23 protein-coding genes and 1 pseudogene are annotated in these 22,577 nt (G+C 68.8%); 11 read left to right on the top strand and 13 right to left on the bottom strand.

The annotated features are described in order from the left end of the window. Positions 1 to 8: 8 nt before the first annotated feature. From ACFZDK_RS50695 to ACFZDK_RS50680, 4 genes are read right to left on the bottom strand one after another with little or no spacing between them, the layout of a single operon-like run. Positions 9 to 992: a hypothetical protein gene (locus ACFZDK_RS50695; protein ID WP_390984801.1), complete on the bottom strand. Its 984-nt coding sequence runs from the start codon at positions 990 to 992 to the stop codon at positions 9 to 11. Between the two features lie 32 nt (positions 993 to 1,024). Continuing rightward, positions 1,025 to 1,771, bottom strand: coding sequence for a dienelactone hydrolase family protein (locus ACFZDK_RS50690; protein ID WP_390984799.1), 747 nt, complete (start codon positions 1,769 to 1,771; stop codon positions 1,025 to 1,027). Positions 1,772 to 1,784: 13 nt separating this feature from the next. Beyond that, on the bottom strand, positions 1,785 to 2,528 hold the full coding sequence (locus ACFZDK_RS50685; RefSeq protein WP_390984796.1) for a class II aldolase/adducin family protein: 744 nt from the start codon (positions 2,526 to 2,528) through the stop codon (positions 1,785 to 1,787). Beyond that, positions 2,525 to 3,502, bottom strand: coding sequence for a TAXI family TRAP transporter solute-binding subunit (locus ACFZDK_RS50680; RefSeq protein WP_390984793.1), 978 nt, complete (start codon positions 3,500 to 3,502; stop codon positions 2,525 to 2,527). The genes ACFZDK_RS50685 and ACFZDK_RS50680 overlap by 4 nt, the downstream gene beginning before the upstream one ends. 722 nt (positions 3,503 to 4,224) lie before the next feature. Between ACFZDK_RS50680 and ACFZDK_RS50675 the strand changes: the two are divergent. From ACFZDK_RS50675 to ACFZDK_RS50645, 7 genes and pseudogenes are all read left to right on the top strand, one after another. Next, a pseudogene (locus tag ACFZDK_RS50675) lies at positions 4,225 to 4,568 on the top strand (dioxygenase); the annotation flags it as partial. Positions 4,569 to 4,592: 24 nt separating this feature from the next. Beyond that, positions 4,593 to 5,831, top strand: a complete 1,239-nt coding sequence (locus ACFZDK_RS50670) for a cytochrome P450 (RefSeq protein ID WP_390049844.1) — start codon at positions 4,593 to 4,595, stop codon at positions 5,829 to 5,831. Next, a complete protein-coding gene (locus ACFZDK_RS50665) occupies positions 5,828 to 6,151 on the top strand; it encodes a 2Fe-2S iron-sulfur cluster-binding protein (protein ID WP_390984789.1) in 324 nt (107 codons plus the stop codon). The genes ACFZDK_RS50670 and ACFZDK_RS50665 overlap by 4 nt, the downstream gene beginning before the upstream one ends. Then, positions 6,151 to 7,314 (top strand): FAD-dependent oxidoreductase, encoded by a 1,164-nt coding sequence (locus ACFZDK_RS50660; RefSeq protein WP_390984787.1) that lies wholly within the window; start codon positions 6,151 to 6,153, stop codon positions 7,312 to 7,314. Before ACFZDK_RS50665 ends, ACFZDK_RS50660 begins: the two co-directional genes overlap by 1 nt. A 14-nt stretch (positions 7,315 to 7,328) precedes the next feature. Further along, positions 7,329 to 7,703: an antibiotic biosynthesis monooxygenase family protein gene (locus ACFZDK_RS50655; protein ID WP_330351287.1), complete on the top strand. Its 375-nt coding sequence runs from the start codon at positions 7,329 to 7,331 to the stop codon at positions 7,701 to 7,703. Positions 7,704 to 7,747: 44 nt separating this feature from the next. Then, positions 7,748 to 8,209, top strand: a complete 462-nt coding sequence (locus ACFZDK_RS50650) for a MarR family transcriptional regulator (RefSeq protein WP_330351288.1) — start codon at positions 7,748 to 7,750, stop codon at positions 8,207 to 8,209. A 252-nt stretch (positions 8,210 to 8,461) separates the two neighbouring features. Beyond that, positions 8,462 to 8,698: an integrase core domain-containing protein gene (locus ACFZDK_RS50645; protein ID WP_390984782.1), complete on the top strand. Its 237-nt coding sequence runs from the start codon at positions 8,462 to 8,464 to the stop codon at positions 8,696 to 8,698. 96 nt (positions 8,699 to 8,794) lie between these two features. Here the strand turns inward: ACFZDK_RS50645 and ACFZDK_RS50640 are convergent, their stop codons facing one another. From ACFZDK_RS50640 to ACFZDK_RS50630, 3 genes are all read right to left on the bottom strand, one after another. Further along, on the bottom strand, positions 8,795 to 9,139 hold the full coding sequence (locus tag ACFZDK_RS50640) for a zinc-binding dehydrogenase (RefSeq protein WP_390984779.1): 345 nt from the start codon (positions 9,137 to 9,139) through the stop codon (positions 8,795 to 8,797). Between the two features lie 453 nt (positions 9,140 to 9,592). Then, entirely contained in the window at positions 9,593 to 10,843 is a 1,251-nt protein-coding gene (locus ACFZDK_RS50635; protein ID WP_390984777.1) for a M24 family metallopeptidase, read from the bottom strand. Between the two features lie 19 nt (positions 10,844 to 10,862). After that, a complete protein-coding gene (locus ACFZDK_RS50630) occupies positions 10,863 to 12,206 on the bottom strand; it encodes an aminomethyl transferase family protein (RefSeq protein ID WP_390984775.1) in 1,344 nt (447 codons plus the stop codon). A gap of 753 nt (positions 12,207 to 12,959) precedes the next feature. On the opposite strand from ACFZDK_RS50630, the gene ACFZDK_RS50625 reads away from it, so the two are divergent. From ACFZDK_RS50625 to ACFZDK_RS50615, 3 genes are all read left to right on the top strand, one after another. Next, complete coding sequence (locus tag ACFZDK_RS50625) at positions 12,960 to 13,925, top strand: chorismate-binding protein (RefSeq protein ID WP_390984773.1); 966 nt, start codon at positions 12,960 to 12,962, stop codon at positions 13,923 to 13,925. A 115-nt stretch (positions 13,926 to 14,040) separates the two neighbouring features. Then, the gene (locus tag ACFZDK_RS50620) at positions 14,041 to 14,994 is read left to right on the top strand and encodes a catechol 2,3-dioxygenase (protein ID WP_390984771.1); all 954 of its coding nucleotides are present in this window, start codon (positions 14,041 to 14,043) and stop codon (positions 14,992 to 14,994) included. A gap of 138 nt (positions 14,995 to 15,132) precedes the next feature. Then, on the top strand, positions 15,133 to 15,951 hold the full coding sequence (locus ACFZDK_RS50615) for an IclR family transcriptional regulator (RefSeq protein ID WP_330351293.1): 819 nt from the start codon (positions 15,133 to 15,135) through the stop codon (positions 15,949 to 15,951). Between the two features lie 24 nt (positions 15,952 to 15,975). Here the strand turns inward: ACFZDK_RS50615 and folP are convergent, their stop codons facing one another. The 5 genes from folP to ACFZDK_RS50590 all read right to left on the bottom strand — a co-directional run bounded on the left by folP (position 15,976) and on the right by ACFZDK_RS50590 (position 21,169). Beyond that, the gene (folP, locus tag ACFZDK_RS50610; RefSeq protein ID WP_390984767.1) at positions 15,976 to 16,821 is read right to left on the bottom strand and encodes a dihydropteroate synthase; all 846 of its coding nucleotides are present in this window, start codon (positions 16,819 to 16,821) and stop codon (positions 15,976 to 15,978) included. A 163-nt stretch (positions 16,822 to 16,984) separates the two neighbouring features. Continuing rightward, a complete protein-coding gene (gene folD, locus ACFZDK_RS50605; RefSeq protein ID WP_390984764.1) occupies positions 16,985 to 17,824 on the bottom strand; it encodes a bifunctional methylenetetrahydrofolate dehydrogenase/methenyltetrahydrofolate cyclohydrolase FolD in 840 nt (279 codons plus the stop codon). Positions 17,825 to 17,853: 29 nt separating this feature from the next. Next, positions 17,854 to 18,756, bottom strand: a complete 903-nt coding sequence (gene purU / locus ACFZDK_RS50600; RefSeq protein ID WP_390984761.1) for a formyltetrahydrofolate deformylase — start codon at positions 18,754 to 18,756, stop codon at positions 17,854 to 17,856. Beyond that, positions 18,753 to 19,619, bottom strand: coding sequence for a methylenetetrahydrofolate reductase (locus ACFZDK_RS50595; RefSeq protein ID WP_390984759.1), 867 nt, complete (start codon positions 19,617 to 19,619; stop codon positions 18,753 to 18,755). The genes purU and ACFZDK_RS50595 overlap by 4 nt, the downstream gene beginning before the upstream one ends. A gap of 188 nt (positions 19,620 to 19,807) precedes the next feature. Next, positions 19,808 to 21,169: an aminomethyl transferase family protein gene (locus tag ACFZDK_RS50590; protein ID WP_390984757.1), complete on the bottom strand. Its 1,362-nt coding sequence runs from the start codon at positions 21,167 to 21,169 to the stop codon at positions 19,808 to 19,810. Positions 21,170 to 21,334: 165 nt separating this feature from the next. Between ACFZDK_RS50590 and ACFZDK_RS50585 the strand changes: the two genes are divergently transcribed. Continuing rightward, entirely contained in the window at positions 21,335 to 21,556 is a 222-nt protein-coding gene (locus tag ACFZDK_RS50585) for a hypothetical protein (RefSeq protein ID WP_390984754.1), read from the top strand. Between the two features lie 169 nt (positions 21,557 to 21,725). On the opposite strand, the gene ACFZDK_RS50580 is transcribed toward ACFZDK_RS50585, so the two are convergent. After that, on the bottom strand, positions 21,726 to 22,550 hold the full coding sequence (locus ACFZDK_RS50580) for a winged helix DNA-binding protein (protein ID WP_390984752.1): 825 nt from the start codon (positions 22,548 to 22,550) through the stop codon (positions 21,726 to 21,728). Positions 22,551 to 22,577 lie beyond the last annotated feature (27 nt).

Raw genomic sequence — 22,577 nt, 5'->3', positions numbered from 1 at the left:
CTGCCGTTTCAGACGTTCAGGGCGGTCAGGCGTTCGGGGGTGTACGGCTCGGCGGTCCTGGTCGTTTCGGCGATCTGCGGGAGCTCCCGGTCCGAGAACAGGGCGATGTGCTCGCTCTCCTCGCCGCACACGCTCGTGTGGGCTATGCCGAGGGGGATGCGGACGAAGTCGCCGGGCCCGAGGTCGACGATGCCGCGCTGGCTGATCAGGGTGCGGCGGCCGCTGATCTGGTACTGGACCTCGTCGGCGTCCAGGGTGCGGCGGTACGTCCGGACGCCCGCGGGCCGAATCCGGACCGTGCCGAGGCGGAAGCCCGCGGAACGGTACAGCCAGGTCGTGCCGGGTTCGTCCGAGCCGGTGAGGACCTGGAGGCGTTCCTTCTCCGCGTGCACCTGCTCCAGCAGCCGCAGCTCGTCGATGGGCGCGACGGTGATGTCGTGTCCGACGGAGCCCATGCACTGGGTGACCGCCTCGTTGATCGCCCCGGGCTCCCATCCCGGGAACGGCGGGATGACCGCCTGCGACTGCCGGGCGGCGGCACGCTCCTCCGTGACCGGGGCCGGCGTGTAAAAGAGCAGGTGACTCTCGCGGCGCCCCCAGTTGTCGTGGGCGACACCACGGGGCAGTCGGGAGAACTCGCCAGGCCGGTGCTCGACCACTCCGAGCTCGGTCATCAGGGTGCGCTCGCCGTCGATCTGGTAGGAGATCTCCTCGACGTCGCAGTTGCGGTGGTAGAAGGGCTGACGGCCCTCCATCGTCTGCCACTCGACGCGCAGTTGGGCGCTCTCGTAGACGCCGCGCGGCGGAGCGAACGGAAGCGCCTCGTACTCCTGCGGGAAGTGCACGACGCTCAGCGGCTCGCGGTCCCTCCACAGCTTCATCGGCACGCGGCTGGGGCGCGGGGGAGAGAGCAGAAGGTGCTCGTCGCGCTCGATGGTGCGTGAGGGCTCGTCGGAGCAGACGACGGCGACGACTTCGGTGACGGTACCCATGAAACTTCCTTGTTTCGTCGGGGTGATGGAAATCAGGCGGCCTGGGGCAGGTGCTTGTCGAGGAAGGCGTGGGTGCGCCGCCAGGCGGTGGCGGCGCTGTCCTCGACGTACATGTGCGGGCGGGCGTCGCAGGCGAAGGCATGGCCGGCGCCGTCATAGACATGGCTTTCGAAGTCGGCCTCCGCGGCGGTGAGGGCTCCCTCGATGGCCGCGACCTGCTCGGCGGGGATGGTGGGGTCCTGGGAGCCGACATGCAGCTGCAGGGGTGCGTCGATGTTCTTGGCCCGGTCCACGACCGCGTGCGGGCCGGCGGCGATGCCGGGGCCGTAGAAGACGACGACGGCGCCGAGACCGCTGATACCGGTGGCCGCGGTGAACGCGGCCCGGCCGCCGAAGCAGAACCCGTTGACCGCCGTGCGGGAGGCGGGAACGCCCTCCCGCTCCGCGAGGTGGGTGAGGACCGCCTCGACGTCGGTGACGATCGCGTCCGGTCCGATGGCACCGATCAGCGGCATGGCCTCGGCGTGCTGCTCGTAGGCGAGAGTGCCCGCCCCGTTGCGATGGAACAGGTCCGGGGCGAGGGCGAGGAAGCCGCGAGCGGCGTAGCGGCGGGCGATGTCCTGGATATGGTCATTGACCCCGAACGCCTCCTGCAGGACGATCACCGCGCGGTCCGCGGGCCGGTCGGGCCGTGCCCGATACACGCGCATCGGTCCGTCGGCGGTGGGGACGATGATCCACCCGGTCGGTGTGGCGAGGGTGTCGTGCTGGTCGCTCATGGTGCTGGGTCCTTCACTGGAGTGTGGGCTCGATGGCTGATGGCGTGAGGGGGCGGGCGGCGGCGAGTGTCGCCGCCCGCCGCACGAGGTAGCGGTATCCGGCTTCCAGCTGACTGTCGGCCCAGCATTCGGCGTGCTTGGCCGAGGCCTCGGCGTCGCCGGACCACACACGGACCTCGCCGGCCGCCGCCGCGGTGAGCTGGACGGCACACGCCCGCTCGAGCAGTACGGCGTGCATGACGGCGGCCGGCACGGTGCGGCCGGCGGCCACCAGGCCGTGCTTGGGCATGAGGGCGGCCGGGGCCCCGCCCAGGTCCGCGGCGAGCGCCTTGCCCAGTTCCGGGGTGCTGACGAGGCTGCCGGTGGCCTGGAAGCGCGGTACGTCCTCGCCCTCGAACAGGGATCCGTCGTGGGAGATCGGACGGAGGGCGGTCCCGAGTGCCGCGAACGCGACCGCGGACACCGCGTGGGTGTGCACCGTGCAGGTGAGGTCCGGTGACGCCTTCAGGATCTCCAGGTGGATGTGGCACTCCTTGTGCGGAGTCCCCTTCCCTAGCAGGACTTCGGCGTCCCATGACACAAGCTGCAGGCGGTCCCCGTCGACCTCTTCGAGTCCCCAGCCCGGTGCCTTGATCCAGATACCGCGGCCCTGCGGATCGCGCACCGCGACATGTCCCCAGACCATGTCGCCCTGTCCGGCCGAGGCCAGGGCGTGGGAGGCCTGGATCGCGAGCGCGGAGGTGTCGCCGGGCGTCATGACGCGGTGAGGGCGTTGTAGTACTGGGCGGCCCCCGGGTGCAGGGGAACGGAGGTCTTGCCCATGGTCACGGGGTCGAGCGGGTAGGTGACCGGGCTGCGTTCGGGGGCCAGGTGGTGATACTGCCTCTCCAGGATCTGCCGTGTCTCCCCCAGCACCCAGGCGATGGCATAGGCCACGTCGTCCGGGAGGTCGGCGCGGGTGAGGACCAGGAAGTCGGAGAAGTCGAGTGTCGTGAATGCGGTGCGGTCGGGGAAGTAGCCGTCCTCGACCGTGGCCGCCGGCCAGCCGAAGTCGTCGTAGAGGCTGTCGAGGACGTCTTTCTCGACTTCAAGGAAGTTCAGGTGCCGGCCGATCTCCTGCCAGGCCGGGAGCATCACCGCCTCGTGCACGATGGCGTTCGCCCGGCCCTCTTTCACGTGGTCCAGGGATTCGTACGGCCGCTCGTCCTGGAGTAGTTCGCCGCCCCATCCGGTGACGTCGACGCCCGAGCGGGTCAGCACGTGGTGCGCCGCCAGCCCTACATGGTTGACGCCGTCGTGCACCGACGTGGCAAGTCGCAGAACGGGCTTGCGCTCGCGCAGTTCGGCGAAGGTCGTCACCCCGAGATCCTTGTGCACGCCCACCACCAGGCGGTCGCGTTGCGGTACGACACCCAGGGCGCGCAGGTCCGGGTAGGACTCGTTCGTGTAGACACCGGCCCCCTCCAGTGCGGCGACCGTGAAGGCGGTGGGCGTGGTGAGTGCCACCTGTACCTCACCCCGGCCCACCGCCCGTACGGAGTCGCTGAACCCCCGGCCCCGCCAGGTGGCGATCCGCGTGTGCGGGCCGCACCTGTCCCCCAGTTCCTGCGAGATCCAGCCGCACACCCGGTGCAGATTGGCGGTACCCCAGTCACCCCGCAGGTGCAGCTCGAGTGAGCGCTCGATCTTTGGCTCCGCCGGGCGGCCGGTTCGCATCGAGGGTGAACCCACAACCCCTCCTCGTGTCCTGAATATAAGGACCAGTGTCCTATTTGACGGCCAGCATAGAAGGTGATGCTCTGGATGACGAGGGGGTTACGGGTGTGAATCTAAGCCTATACCTCTATGGGTAGAGTTAATAGTTGGCCGCCTCCGGACGGTGCCGCAACAGGCGGCTGGTCGGTGCCGGCGCTGAGGCCGCATCCGGCATCCACCGGTTCCCGAACTGGGAACGACCGTCGGTGGACAGCCACCAAGCACCCTTGCTCAAGACGTGCACATCGAGGTGCCCATGAGCCACGGCAGAACTCTCGCGATCACTCCAAGCTCACGAACCCGTCGTGTCGTGATCCACGAGGAGTCGCGCGACAGCCTCCTCGCCCCGTCACTCAAGGGCGTCGACCAGTTCCCCGTGCGGCCGGCAGCGGCCGCGCCAGCTCTGCCTCCGGGGCCGCCCCAGGCCCCCTCACGCGGCGTCGCCACCAGCCCGCCACCGTTCGACCAAGCACCTTCTAATCATTATGGCGATTACCTTCCCGCCTCTTGACGGCCGGCGAAACAGGGATGCAACATCACCATAATCATCATGATGATCGGAGATGCCATGGTTCCCTGTCCTTGGCGAGCAGGAATTCCGTGACCTCATGGCGGGCGTCTGCGCACCGGTCACGATCTGACCGCCACGGCGGAAGGACGTCCCTGCGGCCCTCCGAGGTCACCGTGGCACTGGCCGCTTCGCCGCGCCGGTCGTCTTCCTGCACCACACCTCCTGGCAGGTCGACGACGTCGACGAGGTCGGGCGCGGTGCCAAGGCCATGCTGGACGACCACCCCGAACGGCACGTCCGGGGCCTCGGCCGCCAGCACGCCGGCTCCGACTTCTTCTGGTACCTGAAGGACCCGGCCGGCACTTCTCCGAGTACTACTCCGACCTGGACTGCATCGTCGACGACCAGCTGTGGAATCCGGATGTCTTCGAAGGCGCAAAGGGACTGTTCCACCGGGGCCCGCCCCCGCCGCCCTCCTTCATCAGGCCCGACGACCTCGCCGCGCTCATGACCGGCTCGCACAGCAACTAGCCATTGACCCGAGGAGGACCTGAGATGAGCAGTACGGAAGCGACGGCGACCCCGCCCGAGACCGACTTCGACCACCACGCCCCCCACCTGAGCGTCAGCCACGACGAGGTTCTCGCCACCTACGCCGGCCTGCGTGAGCGGTGTCCGGTGGTGCACAGTTCCGCCCACGACGGGTTCTACGCCACGACCGGTTACCAGGCCGTGCGGACGGTGACCGGCGACGCGGAGCACTTCAGCACGGCGGAAGGGGTCATCCTCCCCACCCAGGACCTGCCCAAGATCGTGCCGCTGGAATTCGAGGGTCCGGAACACGACGCGTGGCGCACCATCATGCTCGCACCGATGACACCGGCCAAGGTGCGCGAGCTGCAGCCGGTGATCGACGAGATCGTGCGCGCACAGATCGACGGCTTCGCGCGAGACGGCAGGGCCGACCTCACGGCGGCTCTCGCCGAGACCGTCCCCGCCCTGGTCATCTCCCGCATGGTGGGGCTGTCCGCCGAAGCGGCCCCGCGCATGCGGGAACTGGGGTCGGAGATGGTCGCCGCCGTGAACACCGACCGGATGCCCCAGGCCGCGAAGGAGTTCTTCGCGTTCACCGCGGCCCAACTCGAAGACCGGCGCCGAAACCCCCGGGACGACTACCTCACCCAGCTCGCCTCAGGGGCCCTGGGAGACCGGCCGCTGACCGACGGCGAGGTCGGCGGAATCCTGATGTCCTTCTTCATCGGCGGCCATCACTCGACCACGGCGGCCATCTCCGCTCTCCTGCACCACATCATCACCGAGAACGGAGTCCGGGAGGCACTCGCGAACGACCCCGGGGTCCTCCCCAAGGTGATCGAGGAGAGCCTGCGGCTGTCGACGCCGCTGGCCCATTTCGCGCGCACCGTCCTGCAGGACACCGAGATCGAGGGGTGCCCCGTCCCGGCGGGCAGCCGGATCCTGCTCAACTACGTCTCGGCCAACCGCGACGAGCGGAGGTTCGCGGACCCCGACCGGTTCGACCTCGCCCGACGCCCCAACCCGCATGTCGCCTTCGGGTTCGGCGGACACCTGTGCATCGGGCGCCACCTGGCCCGCGCGGAAATGACCGCCGTCGCCACCCAGCTCCTCACCCGGCTGCCGGACATCGAGACCGACGGCGAGGTGCGGTTCAGCGGCCTCATCGGCGGCAACCTCCACAGAATCCTGGAGTTCCCCGTCAGGTTCACACCCGAGAACCCCAACGCCCGGCAGAACAGGACGGCGGACGGAAAATGACCAAGATAACCTTCGTGCGGCCCGGCGGTGAGCGGGAGATCGTGAACGCCGAACCCGGCCACAGCGTGATGGCGACGGCCGTCGACAACGGCATCGACGAGATCGTCGCGGAGTGCGGCGGCTGCCTCGCCTGCGCCACCTGCCATGTGTACGTCGACGAGGCCGACCTGGACCGGCTGCCGCCGCCCAGCGCTGCGGAGGACGCGATGCTGGAGGCGACGGCGGCCCCGCGCACGCCGTGCAGCAGACTCTCGTGCCAGCTCAAGACCACCCCGGAACTCGGGGACCTCACGGTGCATCTCCCGTCGGAGCAGTACTGATGGATCAGCCGGGAGTCGTCATCGTCGGCGCGGGGCACGCCGGCTTCACCGCCGCGGCATCCCTGCGCCAGAAGGGCTACGCCGGAGCCGTGACGCTCGTGACGGCCGAGGACGACCTGCCCTACCAGCGGCCACCGCTGTCCAAGGGGTACCTGGCCGGCAGCATCGGCGGCCAGCGCCTCGCCTTCCGGCCGGCGGACTTCTACGAACGCAGACGCATCGACCTGCGGCGCGGCGATCCCGCCGAGTGGATCGACCGCGAGGCCAAGGCCCTGATCCTCTCTTCCGGGCAGTCACTGCGCTACGACCGTCTGGTCCTGGCCACGGGATCGACACCGAGGACCGCCGCGCTGCCCGGCGCCGAACTCGACGGCGTGTTCCGGCTGCACTCCCGTGCCGACGCCGACACCCTGCGTGAACGCCTTGCCGTCGCACACCACCTGGTGATCGTCGGCGGTGGGTTCATCGGCCTGGAACTCGCCGCCCACGCACGCGGCCAGGACAAGGACGTCACCGTGGTGGAGAGCACCGACCGCCTTCTGGGAAGGGCGGTGTCCTCGGCGACGTCCGCGTTCTTCCACGCCACACATCTGTCGTGGGGATGCCGGGTTCTCCTGGGGTCACCGGTCGCGGGGCTGGTCGGCGACGGAACGGGCCGCGTGCGAGGGGTTCGGCTGCAGGAGGGCTCCGTACTCGACGCCGATCTCGTCGTGGTCGGCGTGGGGGCGCGCGCCAACACGGAACTCGCCGAACGCTCCGGGCTGAGCGTCGACAACGGTGTGATGGTGGACGCGGGCCTGCGGACCTCCGATCCGCACGTCCACGCGATCGGTGACTGTGCCCGCTACCCCAGCGGTGGCCGGACGGTCCGGTACGAGTGCGTGGAGAACGCGGTCGGCCAAGCGCACACCGTCGCCGAGGAGCTGACGACCGGGCGACCGCAGAACTACCGAAGGATCCCGTCGTTCTGGAGCGACCAACAGGATCTCAAACTCCAGATCGCCGGCGACTCCACCGGCCATGACCGCGCCGTTGTGCAGGGCGACCCGGCCGAAGGGAGTTTCGCCGTGCGGTGTTTCCGGGGCGCGACCCTGGTGGCCGTCGAGTCGGTCAACCGGCCTTCGGACCACGTCTCCGCCCGCCAACAGCTACAACCGGCCTGACCCGAGGAGTTCATGTGATAGAGCTCAGGGACATCGATCCCTCGACCCCGTTCCTGGCACAGCTGCAAGGCCCGGACGACGGACGGCCCATCACCCTCGTCAACACCTTCGTCGTCCCCGAAGGCCAGATCGACAAGGTCATCGACGTCTGGCGCCAGGACTCCATGATCATGAAAGCGCAGCCCGGCTTCGTCTCCGCGCAGTTGTACCGAGGTGCCGGCGACGGTCGCGCCCTGACGAACGTGGCCGTCTGGGAGACCCTCACCTCGCTGAGAAACGCGTTCATGAGCGAGGAGTTCCAGAACACGCTGCCGCTCTACCCGGACGGGTCGCTGGCGTTCCCGGTCGTGATGCGCGGGGAAGCGGTGCCCGGAGTGTGCGTGGCCTGATCACCCCCGATCAAAGGCTCTACAACTAGATGTACTCTGCGGGGATGAGCGAGTCCGTCACCCGAGAGTCCTCGGTGCAGCTGGTCCGGGTCATCTGGACCCTGCACCGAGTCCTGTACCAGCGCCAGTCGACCCCGGGCGGTGAGTCCCGCAGGCGTCCGCTCGCCCACGTGGAGGTACTGCGGCTGGTCGAAAGCCGACCGGGCATCGGCGTCCGTGAGGCGGCCGTGGCGCTGGGCATGCAGCCCAACAACGTCAGCACCATCGTCACGCAACTCGTCCGTGACGGGTTCCTGGAGCGCCGTACCAGCACCCACGACAAGCGCTACGTCGAGCTCCATCCGACCGACAAGATGCGCACCATGGGCGGCGAGGTCGACGACAGCCTCCACAACGCGATCACCGAGGCCCTCGGTCAGCTGCCTCCGGAGACGTCCCGGCGTATCACCGCCTCCCTGCCCGATCTGTGGGAGCTCGCCCGGACCCTCACCCCGGCGTCCAGGTGAGCCCAACGCGCACGAGCGGCACGCGGTACCGGGCGCGCCGCTCTCCGTGGACGGGGCTCGTCCCGGCGCCGCCCGGCCGGCCCGCTCAGTCGGTGCTGACCGTGACCGGCAGCGATTCCAGACCACGCAGTACGAGGCGGACCCGGCCATGGCGGTCAGGGTGATCAGCAGCTACAGGCCGAACAGAAGATTCCGCACCGCGTCGCCTGCCGGGCCCTGGGGGTGTCGGAGTCGTGGTACTGCGTGCAGTCCATGGGTAGAGTCGGATCTTGCTTCGACAACGCCGTGAGCGAGGCGTTCAACAGCGTGCTCAAGGTCGGGTACGTCCACCGGCACACCTTGCGCACCCGCACCGAGGCCCGCATCAGGATCGCCACCTGGACCGACTTCTACCACACCAGGCGGCTACACAGCGTGTGCGGGTTCAAGAGCCCGATCGACTACGAACGCGAGTACAGGGCCACCCTCACCAAAGGACTGACCGCGTAGATCGCCTCCACGCTCCAAGGGGATTGACACGTCCCACACGGGATCCCGGCTCAAGACTTCCGGACCGGGGCCGGCCGGTGCGCGGCCAGGGCCGAATCAGACGGTCACCACGATCTTGCCAACGTGCCTTGCCGCCGCCTGGGTTTCGTGGGCCGCAGCGATCTGGTCGAACGGGAACGTCTTCGCGATCGGCTTCGAGCCCTTGCCCCGCACCGCGAGGTCGAGGACCTGCCGCTGCTCACCACGGGTGTAGCCCCGCGCGCCCAGAACGGACAGATGCTTGGCGAAGACGAGACCGACGGGAATCGCGATCGTGTCGACCAGAGCGTTGGTCGCGGGGGTCGCCGCGAGCACGATCCTGCCGCCGAGGTCGGCGGCGCGGATGGCGAACTGAACGAGTTCCTCCGACCCATAGGCGTCCAGCGCGACGTCGGCTCCCATGCGGTCCCGCAGATCCCGCGGATCCGTTCGACCGCGTCCGGATCCCGGTGGTCGAGCACGACATCGGCCCCCGCTGCCCGGATCGCGTCGTGCTTGTCCGCGGTACGGCCACCGGTCGCGTCGGCGGATGCCGACAGGACGGGCCGAGCAGCAGGCTTCGGATCCACCACGCGTCCAGGCCGCGGCCACGAGAGGGGACATGGCCGCAGTGGCATCGTCGAGGTCATGGGGCGGGATGTTTCTCTCCGAGTAGCCGTGCGGGGAACGATTCGCGCGCTGCCCAAGGCGAATCGGGCGACCGAGGTGTGCAACGCGTCGAGTCGCGCGGGCAACCGCCAGATGGGGTCGGCGTCCTTCGCGGACCCCGCTCCGAGATCCAGGCGACGCCACCGGTGCCGTGGGTCGCGGTTCCGGCGGCCTGATCGGCGCAGTGTCCCCAGACGACCAGCCGTCTCATTGCGGGTCGATGACGGTCAGCTCACGTGGACGAGTGCCCAGCCGTTCGGCGCCCGTTTCGGTCACGACGACGGTGTCGCCCCACGTGACGTCGTGCGTACGGGCGGAAGGCACGGGCGCTTCCGGTACCTCCAGGAACGGCTTCAGGATGAAGGTGGTGTGCGCGGTGATCGGCTGCTCCGCGATGTGGGAGGCGTCGCGCTGGGGGATAACCAACGGCCCGTCGTTGCCGAGCCCGCGGCCGTGCAGCAGGGCGAGCATATGGCCGTCGGCGCCCCCCGCGACCGACTCCACGGCGGCGAAGACATCGCCCCATCGCTGCCCGGGCACCATCGCTTTCAACGCCGTGTCGAAGGCGGCCGCGTTGCGGTCGAAGATCTCCCGAGCCCGGGCGCCCGGCCGTCCGATGACCATGGGCTGCGCGACCTGGGCCTGGTAACCACGGATCTCGGGCATCAACTCCGTGGAGACGAAGGTCCCGCGGTCCAGGACTCCGGGCGGGGTCGTCACGTACCGGTGCCGTCCCTCACCCCATGGTCCCGGTGCCCAGGCCACGTGCAGCACGTCCGCGCCGGCCCGTACCTGGGCCAGCAGCATCTGCCCGTACACCTCGGCCTGTGCCACGCGCACCCGTGCCGTCGCCGCCATCGCCTCGAGCGACGCCTCGCCGGCACGGACGCTCGCGGCGAGCCGGGAGATCTCCTCGGGGCCCTTGACGTACCGGGCCCGTCCGAGGATGCCGGTGCCGTCGACGACGTGTTCGGCGCCGACCGCTTCCGCGATACGCGCCACCGAGGTGTACCCGGCGTACCCCTCGGGTTGCCGCACGGAGGAGAACTCGTCGCCGCGCAGCCCGGCGATCGCGGTGGGCCGGCCGACGAGGCCCCGTTGGCGCAGCACAGCCGCCGTCACCGCACCGTACTCGGGCGCGGTCGAACCGAACGGGGTCGCGCTCATCCGGTCTTCGATCCAGTGCGGCCGCTCGACGGCGTAGTTGCTGTGCTCACCACCGAGAATCAGGATCGGATCACCATCGACGGGAAAGATCGTCACACCGACGGTGTCGGCGATGTAGAGCGAGTCCGACGTGATCCACTGCGGCAGGACGATCAGCACCTCGACAGAGGCCTCGCTCATCAACTGCCGCAGCCGTTCCCAGCGCCGGTCGCGCTCCTCCAGGCTGAACATCGGTTCGTTGATCGGTGCCGGGACCCCCAGGATTCCCTGGACACCGCGCATACCCTGCATAGCAGTCGCCTTCCTTGGCTCAGTCGTTCGCGCGGTATCGCGTGCGGACGTACTCGTTGTAGGGCGAGGCCTGCACCGTCGCCTTGATCCGCTCGAATCCCCTGTCGTCATCGGGGTCGGTCCCGGGGCCGGGGTGTTCGCCCCACACGAATGTCACCTCCGTCCCAGGGGTGGCGTACTTCTTGTCGACCAGCGCCAGTGACAGGACCGTTCCGCGGGGGGCGAGGGTACCGGTGTCGAAGGCCATCCCGATGACCTTGTCGTCCGCCTCCACCCGGAAGCGGGCCTGTGTCTCCATGAATTCCAGGTCACCACTGTCGGCACCCCATACGCGGCGCGCTTGGTCCGCGTCGAGGACGAGGGTGACCCGCTCGCGTGCCACGTCGTGCCGGGATTGTTCCAGGCCCTGGCGGCCCAGGAAATCGTGGTCGAACGAGATCAGCCTGCCGTAACCCAACTCGTAGGGGGTGGTGTAGTAGTCCTGGATGTTCTCCGAGAAGAAGCTTCCCCGCAGCGGATTCAGTCCGTCGAAAGACAGCGCGGGAAGCGATTCGCGGTATGCGCGCAGTCCCGGTGCGCTGTAGATGCCGGGAGTCGGCATCGGGATCCAGCCGCTCTCCAGGGCGTTCGTCGAGTAGGCCCACGCGCCCACCTGGACCAGGCCGAACGACTCCCCGGCCTCGAGCAGGGCCTGCTTGATGAACTCCCCGTCCTTCCACTCGCCGATGAACTCGTATCCGGGCTGCCCGGTCATGCCGTGCCGCAACGCCCGGAAGGTCCGGCCGCCCAGCGTGACCAGAGCCGAGTGGAAGAACTTCGTCTTGGGCAGCGGGCCGCCGAATACCTGCTCGACCAGTTCCAGTGCGCGCGGCCCCTGGATCTGATAGCGGAAAAGCACCGGATCTCCGCCCCCGCGCGTTCGTGAGTCCGGGTCGAGCGAGAACGACACGTCGTAGCCACCGGCCTCGGCGTGATACCTGATCCATGCCTGTGAGGAGGGCACGCCGCTCATTGTGAACTTCTCAGCACCGTCCCGGGTGAGGATGTTGTCACCGACCGTGTATCCCTCCTCGGTGACCATGATGCTCTGTTTTGCCTGGCCGACGGCGAAGTCGCGGTAGCTGTTCGCGCTGTGATCCGAGAGGAGCCGGAGCGCGTCCGGTCCCTCGATGAACAGGTCCGATATGTGGTGGCACAGATCGGAAAGCGCCACGGTTTCATACGCGGCCGTCTGTTCCTCGCGCCATCCGGCGTACTCCGGTTCCACGACCGGCGGCGACCATCGCGGCGCGTTCGCCTTCCACAGCAGCCGGACAGGGGATTCCGCTCGGTCGATGGCTTCCTGCAGGGTCGGGACTGCCATGTGAATACTCCTCGTCAATGACTTTGAGCAGTGGAAAGGTTGTCGGTCTTCGCGCCCCCATGCCGCAGCGGCCCGTACGGCATCGGGAGGGGTGCGACGTGTGCACACGGACGTAGAGCCGCAGCAGCCGCTTGCGCGGATCCGCGCCGCCGTGTCGTCGTCGCGGCGGGGGTGCCACGTTCTTCACCCGGGAGCCGACCGAGGACGGCCGCACCTCAGATCCGGGTACCGCTCGATGACGCCGACGTCCGGGCAGGTCCGACGTCGGAGAACACGCCAGGCGTCACGGTGACGATGTCCGTAACGGGACACCGAGCCGGTTCGGGAGGCCCCACACACACCGCGTTTCCGGCGACCGGTCGGTCGGCAGGGCTCTGGTCACGGCGTCTCCCCTCGCGGAGACCGCCTGGCTTCAGGCGAGAAGGCGCGTTTCACGGTCATCGGCTCCTAGCGGGCGCCCGCCCCCGCTATGCGGTCGGGCCACGTGTGTGACGCCCTTGCTGGACGACACCGTCCCCGACATGCCTTCTGTATAGCAGACATACTTTCTGCAGTACAGACGATGGAGGGACGCGATATGCCCGTCCGTGACCCGTCCCATTGTGTCTGTCTGATAGACGCCATTTCTGCTATACAGAATACAGCGCGGGGCAACGGCTGGGACGGTCACCCGCCACCGCCGGAAAGGAAGGGATCCCTTTGCAGGAGTCTCGAGCCATGGCCCGGCTCGGCGGAGTTCACGCGAAGGGGCTCATGGACATCACGAGTGATCCGGCAGCCCTGGACTCGGAGGGATTCTGGGCCGTGATAGCGAGCTTCGAGGGGAGCTTGACGTGCGCCCGCTTCCGGGACGTGCGCCCCGCGGTCGAGGGAGCCGGCAACACGCCACCATGGCATGGTCCGGCTCGAGCCGACTGGCGGACATCGCTCGATCGGTCCGCCTACCTCACCGGCGTCCGGCGCATCCGTGAACACATCTCCGCCGGGAACGTCTACCAGGTCAATCTGTGCCGGGTCCTGTCGGCCCAGATCGCGCAGGACGTGGACATCGAGGCCCTGGCCGTCCTCCTGGCACGCGGCAATCCGGCGCCGTACGCGAGCACCATCCGCCTGCCGGAGCAGGGCCTGGAGGTGGTCGCGGCGTCACCGGAACTGTTCCTGCGCCGGCAGGGCAGAACACTCACCTCCGGCCCGATCAAGGGGACGGGCCGGACGGAGGCGGACCTGTTGGAGAAGGACCACGCCGAGAACGTCATGATCGTCGACCTCGTCCGCAACGACCTCAGCCGTGTCTGTACTCCGGGAAGCGTCACCGTTCCGGACCTGTGCGCCGTCGAGAAGCACCCGGGCCTGGTCCACCTCGTCTCCTCGGTTCGGGGTGAGCTCAGGGACGACGTCGGCTGGCCCGAAGTGCTCGATGCGACCTTTCCCCCTGGCTCGGTCACCGGTGCTCCGAAACACCGCGCGCTCGACGTCATAAAGGAACTGGAGACATCCGCGCGCGGCCCGTACTGCGGCGGCATCGGATGGGTCGACGCGGACACGGGGGCAGCCGAACTGGCCGTCGGCATCCGCACGTTCTGGATCGACCGGCACGCCGGAACCCTGCACTTCGGCACAGGAGCAGGCATCACCTGGGGATCCGATCCCGAACGGGAGTGGCAGGAGACAGAGCTCAAGGCGGCACGTCTGCTGGCCATCGCCTCGAACGCCCCATGAACGCATCACCCCGCGCCCCGGCATCCTTCGGCCGCTCGGCCACCACACCAACCGGCGGTCGCCGGCTCGCGGTTGTCCCTGTCCCTTTCCTTTCTCTTCTTCACAAGGAACCGGTATGAACCTGCCCCTGGGAGGCATCGCCCACCTCGGCCACGTCGAGCTTCTCACCCCGGACCTCGACGCCAGTCTCGTGTTCTTCACCGACTACCTGGGCCTGACCGTCAACGAACGCCGAGGCAGCTCCGTCTACCTGAGGACGTGGGACGACTACGAGCATCACAGCGTCATCCTCACCGGCGACGACCTGCCCGGCGTGCGCCGCACCGCCCTGCGCACCTCCAGCGAGGACGCGCTGCGGCGCCGGGTGAAGGAGCTGGAGGCCGCGGGACATCAGGGGTACTGGACCGAGGACGAGCCCGGCATCGGCAAGCTCTACGTGACCACCGACCCCGACGGCCACGAGCTCGCCCTCTACTGGGAGAGTGAGTTTTACCAGGCGCCGGAAGAACTCCGGCCCGCGCTGAAGGACCAGCCCCAGGCCAAGCCCAACAGGGGCGTGGGCGTGCGCCGTCTGGACCACATCAACTTCCTCGGCGCCGACGTCGCCGCCAACGCCGACTTGCACGACCAGGTGCTCGGTGCACGGCCGACCGAGCAGATCCGACTCGACAACGGGCGGATCGCGGGCAAGTGGCTGACCTACACCGACAAGTCGTACGACGTCGTCTACACAGAGGACTGGACCGGCTCGGCCGGCCGGCTGCACCACATCGCCTTCGCGACCGACACGCGCGAGGACATCCTGCGCGCCGCCGACCTGGCCATCGACACCGGCGTGTTCATCGAGACCGGACCGCACAAGCACGCCATCCAGCAGACGTTCTTCCTGTACGTCTACGAGCCCGGCGGCAACCGCATCGAGCTGTGCAACCCGCTCACCCGCCTTGTCCTGGCCCCCGACTGGCCACTGGTCACCTGGACCGAGGAGGAACGGAGGAAGGGTCAGGCCTGGGGCCTGAAGACCATCGAGTCGTTCCACACGCACGGCACGCCCCCTGCTCGGAGCTGAGTGAGCGGGTGGACAGGGGGTCCGTGCACGGCATGCGCGACCCCGGGACAACGGATGGCCGACGCGGCACGTCCCGCCGGTCAGTCGGCTCCCGCGGTGGTCGCCTCGGAGGCGAGTCGGCCGTGGGAAACTGATCGCATGGATACGCCGCCCGACCGTCTCGGTGAGTTGTCACCGCTCGCAGACCGCGCCACGCCGGCCTACCCCATCGCCTCGGTGGAGAACACTCTGCGCATTCTGCTGCTGCTCAGGGACAGGGGCACCCTGACGCTCGCCGACGTGGCCGCCGAGCTGGGCATCGCACGCTCCAGCGCCCACCGCCTCATGGCGATGCTCACGTACTACGACTTCGTACGCCAGGAGCCCGCCACCCGCGCTTTCGGACCGGGCCCCGCCATGGTGGACGTCGGGCTGTCGGCCGTACGGTCCCTCGACATCCGTGTGCTGGCCCGACCGGTGCTCACCGAGTTGGCGGAGTCCACCGAGATGACCGCCCACCTCGCTCTGCCCCGGGGACGGGACATCCTCTATGTGGACGGCGTGGAGAGCCGGCGCACGATCAGGGCGGCCCTGCGCACCGGTGACACGATGCCGGCCCATGTGACCGGCGTCGGGAAGGCACTGCTTTCCCGCATGGACGACGAACAGCTCCGTCAGCTGTACCGGGACGCGCCACCGCAGGCGCTGACCCCCAAGTCGATCTCCACCGTGAGCGCCCTCCTGGCGGAAATGCGGCAGGCACGCGAGGCCGGATACGGGGTGAACCGCAGCGAGAGCGAGAGCGGTGTCTTCTCCATGGGGGTTGCCTTCGAATCGACCGAGCCCGGCATGTACGCGGGAATCGGCCTGGTCTGCCCGGAGTCGGCGATGGACTCGGACGGGGAGACCCGTGTGGCGGCTCGGCTCAGGACGGCGGTTCGCGACATCACCAACGAGATCAAGGCTTTTCGTTCCTGAATCGCCTCGCGTCCATCGGTGCCTTCACGACCGTGCTGTCCAGGCTTGTGCCATCCGTACGGCGTCCCGGTTGGCCGGCACGTTGTGGACTCGCACCGCCCATGCGCCGGACGCCGCGGCCAGCGCGGAGACAGCCGCTGTGGCGCTGTCACGATCGGCCGGGGGCACCGGCTCGCCTCTTGCGTCGGCCAGAGCGGTGCCGATGAACGACTTCCGCGAGGCCCCGACGAGGACCGGCAGTCCCAGACCTGTCAGTTCCGGGAGTCGGCTGAGGAGGGCCCAGTCGTGCTCCGGTCTCTTGGCGAAGCCGAGGCCGGGATCGAGCACGATGCGGTCCACGTCGGCACCGGCGTCCGTGAGGCGCTCCACCCGCCGAAGCAGTTCGTCCCGGACTTCGATGACCACGTCCTGATAGTGGGCGTGCCGGTACATGTCCGCGCTGGGGGAACGCCAGTGCATCAGGATGTAGGGCACGGCCATGGCCGCGACCAGGGCGGCCATATGCGGATCGGCCAGTCCGCCGCTCACGTCGTTGACCATGGCGGCACCCGCTTGAACAGCGGCACAGGCCACGTCCGCGCGTGTCGTGTCCACGCTGACCCGGATTCCCTCCGCGGCCAGGACCCGGATCACCGGCAGGACCCGGTTCTCCTCTTCGTCCGGTGGCACCCGCAGGGCGCCGGGGCGGGTGGACTCCCCGCCGACGTCGACGATGTCGGCACCCGCCGCGGCCAGGGCCAGGCCGTGCTCGATGGCCTGGTGGGTGCCGAGGTAGCTCCCACCGTCGGAGAACGAGTCCGGCGTCACGTTGAGGATGCCCATGACCAGGCATCTGGCGTCGGACCGAGCAGACTTCTGTACCGGGTGCATGGGCGGACTCCAGCCGTGGCCGGGAGAGGAGGGGAGCGGTGCGGCTTCTGCCGTCGGGAACGCGGTGGGGACGGAAAGGGGCACGCGATTCTCCGGGAGCACGGCAGCCATGGGCTATGGCGTCCAGGACGAGGCGCGCCACCACGGTGCTACGGCCGCTGAGTCATCTCTGAGCCGCACGCAGTGTGTTGACCAGGAGCATGGCGATGGTCATGGGCCCCACGCCTCCCGGAACGGGTGTGATCATGGCCGCCAGGCCGTCCAGTTGGCCGGTGCGCACGTCGCCCAGCAGTCCCCGCGGCGTGCGGTGGATGCCGACGTCGACGACGACGGCACCCGGTTTGACGTGCTCGGGTCCGATCAGACCGGGCACCCCGGTGGCGACCACCAGGATGTCGGCCGTTCGCGTCACGGAGGGGAGGTCGCGTGTGTGCTTGTGGGCGACCGTGACGGTCGCGTCCCGCTGCAGCAGCAACTGGGCCATGGGACGGCCGACGAGTTCCGAGTGACCCACGACGACGGCGTGCGCGCCCGACAGGACGACGCCCTCCCTGTCGAGCAGTTCCATGACGCCCGCGGGGGTGCAGGGCCGCAGGCCGTCGGCTCCGCGGGTCAGCAGGCCCACGTTCAGGGTGGTGAGGCCGTCGACATCCTTGTACGCCGGAATCCGGTCGATGAGCGCCGTGGCGTCGAGGCCAGGGGGCAGCGGAAGCTGCAGCAGAATGCCGGTGACGTCCGGGTCGCGGCCGAGGGCGTCGATCACCGCAGCGATCTCCTCCTGCGTCGTGTCCCGCGGCAGGGCGTGGTGGACATCGCGCATGCCGGCTTCGCGGATCGCGCGACGTTTGTTGGCCACGTACACCGCGCTGGCCGCGTCGTCGCCGACCAGAGCGGTGGCAAGCCCCGGAGTTCGTCCGTGGGAGCGCGCCAGGTCGGCCACCTCTTCGGCTACCCGGTGGCGGATCTGGTGGGCGTACTTTCTGCCGTCGATCAGGGTGGTCATGCGCAAGGTCCTGTCCCTGGCGGTGGTGCTCACGGAAAGACAACGCAGTGGTTGCGGTGCCGGATGACGCGGTCGTCGGCGTGCCACAGGACGGCCCGGGAGAGTACGGCGCGTTCGACATCGGCACCGCGACGCCTGAGTTCGGCGACCGAGTCGGCATGGGTGACGCGGGCGACGTCCTGCTCGATGATGGGGCCTTCGTCGAGGTCTTCGGTGACGTAGTGCGCGGTGGCGCCGATGAGCTTCACTCCGCGTTCCTTGGCCTTGGCGTGCGGGCCGGCGCCGATGAAGGCAGGTAGGAAGGAGTGGTGGATGTTGATGATCGGCACGCCCACGCCCTCGATGAAGTCGCTGCTGAGGATCTGCATGTAGCGGGCCAGGACGACGAAGTCGACGTTCCCGGCGAGGAGTCGGAGGTGCTCGGCTTCCGCGGCGGACTTGTCGGGGCCCATGGACGGCACGTGGAAGAAGGGAATGCCGAAGGTCCGCACCTCTTCCGCGGTGTCCGGATGGTTCGATATCACCATCGAGATGCTCACCGGCAGCTCACCGCGCCGATGGCGCCACAGCAGGTCGAGCAGGCAGTGATCGGACTTCGAGGCGAAGATCGCGATCCGTTTGGGGACCGACATGTCCCGCAGGGTCACCTCCAGGCCGAAGTCCTTCACCAGCTGCGTGTGGAGCTCTTCGCGGAGGCCGGGAAGCTCCGCCCGGAGCCCGTCCAGGGCGAACACGGTGCGCTGGAAGTAGGCGCCGTCGTCAGGGTCCGAGTACTGGTCGAGCGAGACGATGTTGGCGCCGTGGTTGCTCAGGAGCGAGCCGACCGCGGCCACGATGCCCACGCGGTCGGTGCCCTTCACGATCAGCGAGGCACGGGCGGCGTGCGTGCCGGTGGAGGCGGCCGGTGTCGAGGTCTGCAGGGCGAGGGTCACTTCAGCCCCTTCCGGAAGGCGTCGATCCAGCGGGAGGTCGTGTCCAGGCCGCCGAAGGTGTAGAAGTGCAGCTTCACCTCGCCGTGTCGGGCGGCGTCGTATCCGGCGGCGAGCGCGGTGAGGAACCGGTCGGGGCCCGTGGTGCCCATCAGGTTGGTGAGTGACAGGCCGTATTTGCGTGCGATGGAGGCGCTGGTGCCCACGCCGAAGCGCGTGGCGTAGGTCATCAGGCGCTTGACCCCGGCGGGGCCGGGGACCCCGACGCGTATCGGCAGCTCGATGTCTCGTCCCCGTACTTCTTCGATCCAGGTCAGGACCGCATTGGCGTCGAATCCGAACTGGGTGATGATGTCGCCGCTCAGTCCCTCGGCGGCGAGTGCGTCCGCCTTTTCCGCGAGAGCGGACCACAGGGTCTCGCGGGAGATCTGCGGGTGTCCTTCCGGGTAGCCGCCGATGCCGACGCCGCGGACGCCGTGTTCCTGCAGCAGTCCGGACCGGATGATCTGCAGCGAGTCGGCGTAGGGGCCGTGAGGTTGGGCGGGGTCGCCACCGACGGCGAAGACCTGTGCCTGGGCGTCGTGCTCGCGCAGAGCTGCGAGGAATACCTCCAGTTCGTCCCGCGAGGTCAGGCGGCGGGCGGAGATGTGCGGGACCGGGACGAAGCCGAAGCCGTTCACGGCGCGCGCGGCGTCGAGGCGCATCTGCAGGTTCTCGTTGCCCAGGTAGGTCACGTTGATCCGGGTGCCGGGGGGAATGGCGCCTCGGGCCTCGTCGAGCTTCGATGTGTCCTTCCCCGTCATTTCCAGAGAGAAGTCCCGCAGCAGCATGGCTTCCGTGACAGGGGGTGGGGAGGTTGTGGTCATCATGCTCCTTGCACATATGAGGTCGGCGGCATCGACGCCGGACCGGGGGACGCGGGAGAGCCGCTTTCCCCGGGACGGACGGCGCGCGGGATCTGCCACCGCGACACAGGCACAAGGCCGTTGCCGTGAAACACCGCGGTGTGCGTTTCGCTTGCCGGCGGTGACGGACGGGCGCGGTCCGCGGGGTGCTACTTGTTGCGGTAGGTCTCGCGAGCGAACTGCACGTAGGGGGCGGGGGCGACGGTGGCCCGGATCTCGGTCTGGCGGTGGGCTTCGACGCCGGGCTTGGCCGAGTTGGGGCTCTCTCCCCACACCACGGTGACCTGGGTGCCGGGTTCGCTGTGGGCACGGTCGAGGGTGGCGAGGGAGACCATGGCGCGTTCGTTGGCGATGTAACCGACGTCCATGGAGATGCCGACGAGTTCACCGTCGAGGAGGACCTTGTCGCTCTGGTGGAGGGCGTAGCGGGCCTTGGGGAACTCGATGAACTTCGCGGGGAGTTCGTCGCTCTGGTAGAGGGAGCCGATCGCGCGGGCGACGTCCTCCTCGTTCCAGACCAGGGTCACCTTGGTACGGGGAGGGTTCTGGGCGGTCTTCGCCAGGGCCTCGCGGCCGACGAAGTCGTGATCGAACTTGACGATGGAGCCGTAGCCGATGTCATAGGGGGTGAGGTAATAGTCCTCGATGTTCGGAGAGCCCATCGAGCCGCCCAGGGATCCCATCGCGGGGGTCTTCAGCCACTCGCGGTAGCCCTTCGTCTTCTCGCCGGAGAAGACGGCCGGCATCGGCGCCGGAACCCAGGCGGACTCAAGGTTGGCCGTGGAGTAGGCCTTCGCGCCGACCTGGACCAGGTCGAACGCCTCGCCCTCGGCGAGGATCGCCTCGCGGACGGCTTCGCCTTCCTCCCAGGGGCCGAAGAGTTCGAAACCGGGCTGGCCGGCCATGCCGTGACGCAGTCCGCGGACCTGGTGTCCGGCGATGGTGAACGTCGCCATGTGGAAGAAGCGGGTCTCGGGCACCGGGGCGCCCGTGACCTTCTCCAGTAGTGCGAGCGCGTTGGGGCCCTGAAGTTCGTAGCGGTAGACCTTCGGCGGGCCAGAGACCCGGTCGTAGGAGTTGTCGTCGCGTTCCGTGGTGGCGTCGTAGTCGCCGGTCTCCACGTTGTACTGCACCCAGTCCAGCACCGGCGGGTGCCCGACCAGGTCGAACACGCCCTGCTCCAGGTGGAAGAGGACCGCGTCGCCGATGAGCTGTCCGTCGTGGTTGACGGCCACGTACTGCTTGGCACGGCCGGGGCCGAAGTCGGCGAAGCTGTTGACGCCCAGATCGGACAGCAGCCGCAGTGCGTCCGGGCCCTGGATGTACAGGTCCGTCATGTGGTGCGACTGATCCAGCAGCGCCACCGAGTCCCGCCACGCCCGCTGTTCGGTCCGCCAGTTCGTGAACTCCGCCCGCACCGGGAACGTGTGCGGACGGATCGGGGAGTTGCGCAGCAACTCCACCGCGCTGCCCGCACGCTCGATCGCCTGCTCGACACTCTCCTGGCTCATGTCCCACCTCTCTGTACCGGCGGCCGCATGGCCGCCTGACGCCCCCGACGGGAGCGTCAGGGCTGCGCCGGGTCGTGCGTCACGAAACTCGGGGCGCGTGCGGAGAGCACTGCCAATCCGTCTACTGAACAGAATAGCTGTCTGGTATGCAGAACGCTAGGTTGGGTGGCGCACCACGACGAGATCGTCGGCGCCCGCGTGCCTCACCGTTCGGGCGGCGTCGTCGAGCAATGTCTCGTGGGAGCCGGCCCGCACCGGCAGCGGTGGTGGTCCGGCGAGGGCGAGGTCGGCGCAGTCCGGGCCGGGAAGACGCTGAGCCCCAGCACGGTCGGCGAGACAGAGGGCGGCGGGCGCCCGCGCCTGCTCCGCGGTGCAGCCATCACGTGAGAGACGTGGTCTTCGCCGAGGGAGCCTCCGCCGTCCATACCGGCGGCGCGGCGCGGGCGATGACCTCCTGGCGGAACCTGGCCATCGGCGGACTACGGCTCTGCTCGGAGCGGACGGACCGTCCGAGCGGTCTGGGCCGCGCCCGGACATGCCCTCTGGATCTGCGGCGTCACCGACAGCCCACCGCTACCGGGAACTTGAAGCCGCCCTGGGGCACGAGCCCCACAACCGTGACCTCGCCGACCTCGTCCGCCACCCGGTCGCGGGCGAACGGCTCATGGCGCCGGGTCGAACCGAGTGGAAGCAGCGGACATGTATCGAACGAGAGGCCTCCCCACGGCGCGGCCATGGGGTTCCGCGCCGTGGGACGGGCTTTCGCCGCAGCGAAAATTACCATAATGAATATGAGGAAGTGGGGGTGGTGAACACCGCCGCTCGATAAGGTGTTGCGCCTGGCTCGGTCTTTCGGCCGCTGCGGGGCTTCGCCGGCGATCGGTCGCGAACGGCGCTGCCGTACTGACTCCGACAAGGGGGTTTCGATCAGGCAGGTTTCCAGCAGACTCGTGGTGGAGGTCAGGTCCACCCCACCGAGCCGCTCACGCGACCATGCGCGGAAGATCTCCTTGCGCTCGCGTGCGGCGTCGGCGAGTTCGCTGCCGCGCGGGGTGCACGTGATCTCGATTCGGCGGCGGTCGTCGCCGGCGGGCTCTCGCTCAAGGACCCCTGAGGCGACCAGACGGTCCACGAGCCGGCCCGGGTGACCCCCTTCGGCGATCAGAAGCGTCCCCAACTCGCCCAGGGACATCGGGCCGTACCGGTCGACAAGCTGCAACGCCTCGGCGTGGCTCGTGGTGATCCCCAGCGGCCGCAGCAGGTCGTTGGCCCGGCGGTCCGCCTCCCGGGTCAGCGCCTTGAGCAGCAGGCCGAACTCCTCGATCGCATATGAGTGAAAGGGACCTTCCGTGCCCAGCACCCCCCGCACCGTCGTCGTCACCGGCGCCAACAGTCGTACCGGACGTGA

This window comes from Streptomyces sp. NPDC007901, from assembly GCF_042959465.1.
In the GTDB taxonomy this organism is placed as follows: domain Bacteria; phylum Actinomycetota; class Actinomycetes; order Streptomycetales; family Streptomycetaceae; genus Streptomyces.
This window is presented reverse-complemented; position numbering and strand designations above follow the sequence as displayed.

Coding starts and splice junctions, on each gene's coding strand:
- ACFZDK_RS50685 (WP_390984796.1), bottom strand. CDS start 2,528: ATGACGCCCGGCGACACCTCCGCGCTCGCGATCCAGGCCTCCCACGCC.
- ACFZDK_RS50650 (WP_330351288.1), top strand. CDS start 7,748: ATGAGCGAGTCCGTCACCCGAGAGTCCTCGGTGCAGCTGGTCCGGGTC.
- ACFZDK_RS50670 (WP_390049844.1), top strand. CDS start 4,593: ATGAGCAGTACGGAAGCGACGGCGACCCCGCCCGAGACCGACTTCGAC.
- ACFZDK_RS50690 (WP_390984799.1), bottom strand. CDS start 1,771: ATGAGCGACCAGCACGACACCCTCGCCACACCGACCGGGTGGATCATC.
- ACFZDK_RS50660 (WP_390984787.1), top strand. CDS start 6,151: ATGGATCAGCCGGGAGTCGTCATCGTCGGCGCGGGGCACGCCGGCTTC.
- ACFZDK_RS50620 (WP_390984771.1), top strand. CDS start 14,041: ATGAACCTGCCCCTGGGAGGCATCGCCCACCTCGGCCACGTCGAGCTT.
- ACFZDK_RS50665 (WP_390984789.1), top strand. CDS start 5,828: ATGACCAAGATAACCTTCGTGCGGCCCGGCGGTGAGCGGGAGATCGTG.
- folD (WP_390984764.1), bottom strand. CDS start 17,824: ATGACCACCCTGATCGACGGCAGAAAGTACGCCCACCAGATCCGCCAC.
- ACFZDK_RS50590 (WP_390984757.1), bottom strand. CDS start 21,169: ATGAGCCAGGAGAGTGTCGAGCAGGCGATCGAGCGTGCGGGCAGCGCG.
- ACFZDK_RS50595 (WP_390984759.1), bottom strand. CDS start 19,619: ATGACCACAACCTCCCCACCCCCTGTCACGGAAGCCATGCTGCTGCGG.
- ACFZDK_RS50640 (WP_390984779.1), bottom strand. CDS start 9,139: ATGGGAGCCGACGTCGCGCTGGACGCCTATGGGTCGGAGGAACTCGTT.
- ACFZDK_RS50630 (WP_390984775.1), bottom strand. CDS start 12,206: ATGGCAGTCCCGACCCTGCAGGAAGCCATCGACCGAGCGGAATCCCCT.
- ACFZDK_RS50615 (WP_330351293.1), top strand. CDS start 15,133: ATGGATACGCCGCCCGACCGTCTCGGTGAGTTGTCACCGCTCGCAGAC.
- folP (WP_390984767.1), bottom strand. CDS start 16,821: ATGCACCCGGTACAGAAGTCTGCTCGGTCCGACGCCAGATGCCTGGTC.
- ACFZDK_RS50645 (WP_390984782.1), top strand. CDS start 8,462: ATGGGTAGAGTCGGATCTTGCTTCGACAACGCCGTGAGCGAGGCGTTC.
- ACFZDK_RS50695 (WP_390984801.1), bottom strand. CDS start 992: ATGGGTACCGTCACCGAAGTCGTCGCCGTCGTCTGCTCCGACGAGCCC.
- ACFZDK_RS50635 (WP_390984777.1), bottom strand. CDS start 10,843: ATGCAGGGTATGCGCGGTGTCCAGGGAATCCTGGGGGTCCCGGCACCG.
- ACFZDK_RS50625 (WP_390984773.1), top strand. CDS start 12,960: ATGGACATCACGAGTGATCCGGCAGCCCTGGACTCGGAGGGATTCTGG.